Consider the following 6,821-nt stretch of genomic DNA (forward strand, 5'->3'; position numbering starts at 1 on the left):
AAACGAGTTGGGTTTTCCCGTCATTCTTAAACCCATTTCCGGCGCGGGCTCAGCCGACACCTACCGCGTTAACGACATTGAGGAATTACGCGCCGTTTTGCCGCGGCTCCACCATGTCCCCGAGGTAAGCGTCGAAGAATTCATCGACGGCGAAGAATTCACCTACGACACCATCACCATCGAGGGCGAGGTCGCCTTCGAAAATGTCGCCTGGTACCGCCCGCGCCCCTTGATCGCACGCGGCAACGAATGGATCAGTCCCCAGGTGATTGCCCTGCGCAACCTCGACGTGCCCCACTTGGCCGAGGGCATCGCCATGGGCCGTAAGGTGATCGAGGTGCTGGGCTTCCAAACCGGTTTCACCCACATGGAGTGGTACCGCAAAGCCGACGGCGAGGTGGTGTTTGGTGAAATCGGCGCCCGCCCACCCGGCGCGCACCAGGTCGACCAAATGAAGTACGTCTGCGATTTCGACGTCTTCCGCGAGTGGGGCCGTGCCGTGTGCTGGCACGCCTTTGAAAGCGAACTTAACTACAGCCACAATGTGGCCACCATTTACAAACGCGCCCGCGGCCAAGGCGTGATTCGGCAGATCGACGGCTTGGATGCGGTTCGCCAGGCCTATGGCGAGCACATTGTGTGGGACAACCTGCTGCCGGTCGGCGCCTCGCGCCGGAACTGGCGCCACACGCTGGTTTCAGACGGTTTTTTGATGCTGCGTCACGAGGATCTGCAACACACCTTAACCATGGCCGACGAAATTGCCGGCGGCCTACACCTTTATGCTTCGCCCTAATTCCCGTATGATAGGCGGAACAATGTCCTCAGGATCGCGTGGCTTCACCGAAATATGTCCACGCGAACCTTTTTACTTATGAACCTTTGTACCCTTTTGTCAACCGACCGCCGCAAGAAAACGACCACCCCACCAAAAACCGAGATCCACTGAAAAACACGCTTTAACCTAAGAGGCGCTGAAGCGAGGGGGTTTTGCTAAAGATCTGGAGCGAAATGGCTTGGGAAAAGCGGACGTGCACCCATTGGGTGCAGTGAGCATTTTCACTGGCCGTTGCAGCCCAGAGGTTTAGCAAAAACCACCGCGATTTATCGCGATTCTTAGGTTTAATCCCTTGAAAGTTGCACATCCTATCTTGACGCCGAATGACCGTCATGGTTCTCTTAACGGATGGCCGCCGTTGTCTGATACGACTTCAGCTTTTGGCCGAGCAGGGCTTGTCGATCCATCGCGATCATGCCGGCTCACGATAGGTATTTATAGGGTGGGTAGACGATGCCGCGAATTCCCGTTTTCCTCCTTTTTATTCCTTTTTTCAGCGTCACGCTGTGGGCCTTGCCGAGTTCTGAGGAATTACACGCCCCGGTGCAACAACTTACGCCGGAAACCATGGAGCCCATCCTCGAGCTGTTCAAGGCGGACAGCGAGGGCCGCATGTTGTTGGCCCGCGCCCGTAAAAAAGCAAAACTGGAAAGCGACGCGGCTTTAATTAACATCATTTCCTTTTGCGGTGGCGCCGATTTGGGCAGCCACGGTCAGCGACGCGGTCTGTTCACCCAAGAAGTTGCCAACTTTTACCGTCAAAAAGGCGATCAAGAATGGATTGCGCTGAACCCGGACGGGGCCGAAAAGTGGGCCGATCCCGAGACCTACGTGGTGGTGGACCAACGGCGTCGCAACAACCGGAGTTTCGAATTTTTGGATGTGGCCTTCCGCCCCCAAATCTGTGTCAAAGCAGGCCTTTCCGTCATGCAAACCTACTTGGTGCTGTACCACGAGTTAATCCACTTGGTTGGGCTCGACCCTTTCGCGGATGTCGATTTGTTGCAATTGGACGGATGGCATGATCGCGAGGCCTTTTACAGCAAACAGCTCACCAAAGAAGGTGGCGAGGTCGACGCCTTCGTGGCCCAAATTCACGCCTACCAACGTTTGCGCAAACGCTACCCACTTACCGATACTTTTATCCTGGAAGGATTCCTCAACAAACGAACCTTACCCCTGCGGAACCGCCAAGCCTTTTGCGACCATTTATTAGAGGAAGCCAATTACGCAACGGAGCTGGACATGCACCTGGAAGAACAGGTCCATTTCCAGTACAACCGTGCTTATGCGTGGTGGGATTATTACGGCAAACGATTAACGGCGTTGGACGAACAACTGGCAAAACTCGATCACAATATTGAGGTCATGCGTCGCCGCGAGTGGGTCGCCAAACAGAACGGCGACGAGGAGGCACGCAAGGCCAACCGTCGCGAAAGGGCGAGTTGGGAACAAAAGCGACGCCTTAATCGCAGCAAATACACCATTTTCGCGCGCGAGCGGGATGAGCACCGCGAGTTCATGGCGATTCTGGACACCCGTTTCCCCGCCGAGTAAGCCCTATGGCCAGGGTGCCGTTTTTGTGCTAACGTCCTATCAATCACACAACACATCGGCCGGGTCACCGGGCACGACGGCGCCGCGTGCGTACCCTGTCGGCTAGGCCTGATACGGGGAATACTATGGCCAACGACGCGCCCAGCTTTGTTTTGAGATGGACCGCCAACGGTGAAACCACCGATTTCGTCTTATCGGGTGAGAGTTACAATATCGGCCGCGATCCGTCGCTGGATATCTGCATCGACGACGGCAGCGTGTCACGCCATCACGCCCGTTGTGTTCGCAAAGACGATACCTATTATTTGGTCGATTTAGGTTCGAGTAACGGAACCAAAATCAACGGCGCCTTGTTGGAATCCCATCAGCCCTGCGCCTTAGAACCCGACGACGATGTTTTGTTGGGCCGGCGCCCAATGCGCTACCTCACCCTGGCCAAGGCCGAGGCGACCGAGTCGGAAGAAAGCGAAACCGCGGCGACCCAGCGGTTCACGGTCAATTTTTCCAGTTTGCGCTGGAACCAAGAGCTCAGCCGGATTCGCCACGAGCTGGGCAATTTGGTGGAAGCCCAGGTTGAGGACGCGGACAAAGCGGCCTTGCTAAAAAACAGCATGGAAGACGAGTTGCGGGGTTTGCACCAGTTCGTCGAGGCCAAGTTCCGCGAGCACGAGGTGTTGCAACAGATCAACCAAGAGATCGGCAAAATCCTCGACACCAACCAGCTGTTGAGTACCGCGTTGCGCATGGTGGTCGACGTGCTTGGCGCGGATCGCGGTTTCATTCTTTTGTACGATGCCACCCACGGGGTGCTGCGCTCCATGGTCACCCACCGCTTTGACCGCGTGGATCACTCCGCCTTGGACTTCGATTTCACCTTTAGCCAAACCATTGCCAAAACCTGTTTCGAGAACCAACGCATCGAGTTCATTGACGATGCGATGCAGGACCACCGTTTTAAATCATCGCAATCCATCATGGCCTCGCGCATTCGCTCCGTGGTCTGTATTCCGCTCAAACAAGAGGACAAAACCTCGGGCGTGATCTATTTGGACAACCTGAACGAGGTCGGCACCTTCCACCGTCACCAGACCGAGTTTTTAACGGCCTTCTCCTGCCAAACAGCGATTGCCCTGGAGAACGCGCGCCTCTACACCCAAGCGGTCACGGACGATTTGAGCCGGCTCTACAACCGCAAGTACATCGACAAACGGGTGTACGAGGAGATGCGCCGCGCCCGTCGCTACGACCGCGATTGCAGCTTGATTCTGTTGGATATTGATCATTTCAAAAAAGTGAATGACACCTACGGCCATTTGATCGGCGACCAAGTCATCGTGGGTGTTTCGAACGTGTTGCGCGAGACCACGCGGGCCACGGATATCGCGGCCCGTTACGGCGGCGAAGAGTTCATGGTGTTGCTCCCGGAAACGGACATGGCGGGCTGCCGCCTTTTTGCCGAGCGCCTGCGCAAAGCGGTAGAGGACCTGACCACCGAGAAAAACGGCCTCAAGTTAAAGGTCACGGTCAGCCTGGGCGTCGCCTGCTATCGACCTTGGATGGAAAACAACGTCAGCGGGTTCATCGACCAAGCGGACAAAGCCCTGTACGAGGCCAAAAAACAAGGACGCAACCGGGTCATCAGCGCCGAGGAACTCCCCGGCGAGGAAACAAGCGAAGCCGAGTAGAAAGGTCTCAGAGAAACAGCCCGGAGCCACTCGGTCCCATTTCACCGCACCGGATCATCACCCGAACGCCGCTACGACCGGGTTTCACCCGTTACAACGCCGATGGGGTCGGGCTTCACCCGATACGACGCCGGTGGGGTTGGGCTTCACCCGATACGACGCCGGTGGGGTTGGGCTTCACCCGTTACAACGCCGATGGGGTCGGGCTTCACCCGGCGTACCCCAACGCGGGTACGCACACCGCCAGGTGTGGACCACTACTGATTTAAACGTGAGCCAAAGGCGAGCAACATCTGGTTACACCGAAGGTGTTACCAGATTTCAGCCCTGGGTAAAGGGTTGTGGAACAACCGTTTACCCAGGGTCCCCGGGAGTTCCCGTCGTGTAGGCCGCCGAAGGCGCCGGCCTCACAACCCCCCTCCGCGCATCCCCGGTAATCACCCAAACACCCCAATCAAGGCTGGGGTTCGGTGAGTTCACCCACCAGGTTTCGGCCGACCATGTGCCCGATCTTTTGGCGACCGAGCCCGTACCCTTTGAGGACCATCAGCTTGGTAACCATCGCCTCGCGGGTCATATCCAACCCGTCGCGGGCACCCATTTCCAGCAGCGCACGGCCGGGTCGGTAGGTTCCCAGCTTGATGCTGCCGCGGGGAACCTGACTGCGGATAAACACCATGCCGCCGTCCGCGACATAACCGGAAAGGGCCTCGCTCAGTCCTTCGTCGACCGGCAAATTCCCCGTGCCAAAGGCTTCCAAAATGATCGCCCATTGGTTGGCGAGCGCGGGCTGTAAGCCGGAAAAATCAAGGCCGGGCACCCAGGGAATCACCCAAGGCGCGCTGGGCAAAACATCGGGGATCGGCTGAAAAACCGAGGGGCGCCGCGTCTCCGGCCAAAACAGAGATTTGTTCCATTCCCAGCTTATCCCGGCCCGGCCTAACTCGGGAAAGTTGGGGCTGCTGAAGCCGTCGAAATCACCAATCGCGGTTTTGCTGGAGCGGTTGCCGCGGAAGACAAGGTTATTGAAAAAGACCAGAACTTCTTTCGGTCCATGCAGCGCCGTTTCAATGGCACCCAACACATTGTTGCGCGCGTCGGTACGTGGTTCCGCCAAGGGCCGTTGACCACCCGTCAATACGACGGGAAGTGACAAACCCGGGAGCAAGTAGGACAAGGCCGAGGCGGTAAACCCCATGGTATCCGTCCCATGCAAAACCACAATCCCGTCGCAGTCACTGGCTTCCACCGAACGCTCAATCCGGCGAGCCAAGGTCAGCCACAAGTCGGGCTTGATCTGCGAAGAATCCACATTGGCAACCACTTCCACGCTGTAGTCGGCCAACTGATCCAACTCGGGAATCCATTGAGCCAGGTCTTGAAGGATGTGCGCCGGCTCGAGAGCCCCGTCTTTTGGGGCGCGCATCCCGATCGTGCCGCCAGTCGAAAGAATCAGAACCCGGTTCGTTTTTTTACGTTGCTCGTTTCGCGCCATCGAGCCCCCCTGACTGAGTTGGAGAATGGGTACAGCGCGATTCTAAACGGAGAGAAGAGCGGGGGGAAGAGAGAAACCCGTGGTGTCGCACTTGTTGAGATCCGAAGGGTGGGATGGCATGAGGGAACAAAGGGAAGGCAACGAAAAGTAGCAGTTTCCAGGGTGGGCCTCGGGCGCAACCGAAGGTTGCGTTTCGCGCGTTTCTCGCGAGAAACGCGTGGAGGAAGTGCGGGAATCTCCGCGAGCACCACGGGTTCGGCACAGGGCCTATCTTCAATATGTTTCGCGTCGGCGCAAATTGCAACAAACACCGGCCTTTACTTAAACCCTCAGTTTACTGCTATCTCTCTTATCCAATTTGGAATCAGGAATATTAGACTGATCTCTGGAAAAATATAGATGCCATTTCGTGCCTCAAGTCACGTTTCCACGGAATCGTTCTTTGTAGTCCCACCGCCTTCAGGTGGTTCGATTAAAGAAATTGAACCTTTGATCACCGGATTATCCTTCAGCGTGCGCGTTGGTTTTCAATCGCACGTTTAGGGCGGCGCATTCGCTTTGTTGATCACTTTGGTACAGCGTGCTTCTTTAAGCATGGTCATCCATGTCATCACAAGCGTTCGTTTGCAGACTGTTACCCAAGAAGCGCGATAAGAGCGAGGGATTTTGGCTAAAGATTTGGAGCGAAATGGTTTGGAAAAAGCGGACCGGGGTCGCGCCCGACCGCACCCACTGGGTGCAGTGAGCATTTTCACAGACCGTTGCAGCCCAGAGGTTTAGCTAAAATCACCGCGTCAGCGCTTCTTAGGTGTCAGCCCAGGCGGCGATTCATTATTTAATGAAGGTGTCTTTATGTTGCGGTCCTTGTTTGTTTGGCTTGCTCTCTGTTTTTCTGTTTTTGCGCAATCCCCGCCGACCATCGAACGCCAACCCCTGCCCGCCTTTACCCAAGACGAAACCCTCGTCCTCGCCGGTTCCGTCACCCCCGCCGACAGCAGCTTAACCCTTGGCAGCGATACCATCACCGTCAACCCCGACGGCGCCTTCTCACACCCGCTCACCCTTCGCGCCGGCGTCAACGGATTCTTTCTCACCGCGCGCCATCCCCAGCACGGCGTGACCCAGCAAAGCTTTGATGTGGTTCGCGATCAGTCCCCGCCCCGTTTGACCCTGACCGATCCCGTCGGCGACGCCTACGTCAACCGTGCCGCCGTCACCGTCAGTGGCCGGGTCGCCGACGATTTCG

At 56.8% G+C, this 6,821-nt stretch carries 5 protein-coding genes; 4 read left to right on the forward strand and 1 reads right to left on the reverse strand.

Annotated elements, in window-relative coordinates:
• The 3 genes from J3U88_RS33130 to J3U88_RS33140 all read left to right on the forward strand — a co-directional run.
• Positions 1 to 796: ATP-grasp domain-containing protein (locus J3U88_RS33130; RefSeq protein ID WP_207863509.1), on the forward strand; the 796-nt coding region annotated here is incomplete at its 5' end.
• A gap of 495 nt (positions 797 to 1,291) precedes the next feature.
• Positions 1,292 to 2,395, forward strand: coding sequence for a hypothetical protein (locus J3U88_RS33135; RefSeq protein WP_207863510.1), 1,104 nt, complete (start codon positions 1,292 to 1,294; stop codon positions 2,393 to 2,395).
• Positions 2,396 to 2,520: 125 nt separating this feature from the next.
• Entirely contained in the window at positions 2,521 to 4,080 is a 1,560-nt protein-coding gene (locus J3U88_RS33140) for a diguanylate cyclase (protein WP_207863511.1), read from the forward strand.
• 454 nt (positions 4,081 to 4,534) lie between these two features.
• Here the strand turns inward: J3U88_RS33140 and J3U88_RS33145 are convergent, their stop codons facing one another.
• A complete protein-coding gene (locus tag J3U88_RS33145) occupies positions 4,535 to 5,575 on the reverse strand; it encodes an asparaginase (RefSeq protein ID WP_279382665.1) in 1,041 nt (346 codons plus the stop codon).
• An 852-nt stretch (positions 5,576 to 6,427) separates the two neighbouring features.
• Between J3U88_RS33145 and J3U88_RS33150 the strand changes: the two genes are divergently transcribed.
• Positions 6,428 to 6,821, forward strand: a 394-nt coding sequence (locus tag J3U88_RS33150; protein WP_207863513.1) for a hypothetical protein, incomplete at its 3' end; no start/stop codon positions are given.

It is taken from the genome of Acanthopleuribacter pedis, assembly GCF_017377855.1.
Classification (GTDB): Bacteria; Acidobacteriota; Holophagae; order Acanthopleuribacterales; family Acanthopleuribacteraceae; genus Acanthopleuribacter; species Acanthopleuribacter pedis.

Excerpts from the sequence above, each read along its gene's own strand:
- J3U88_RS33135 (WP_207863510.1), top strand. The coding sequence starts at position 1,292 with ATGCCGCGAATTCCCGTTTTCCTCCTTTTTATTCCTTTTTTCAGCGTC.
- J3U88_RS33140 (WP_207863511.1), top strand. The coding sequence starts at position 2,521 with ATGGCCAACGACGCGCCCAGCTTTGTTTTGAGATGGACCGCCAACGGT.
- J3U88_RS33145 (WP_279382665.1), bottom strand. The coding sequence starts at position 5,575 with ATGGCGCGAAACGAGCAACGTAAAAAAACGAACCGGGTTCTGATTCTT.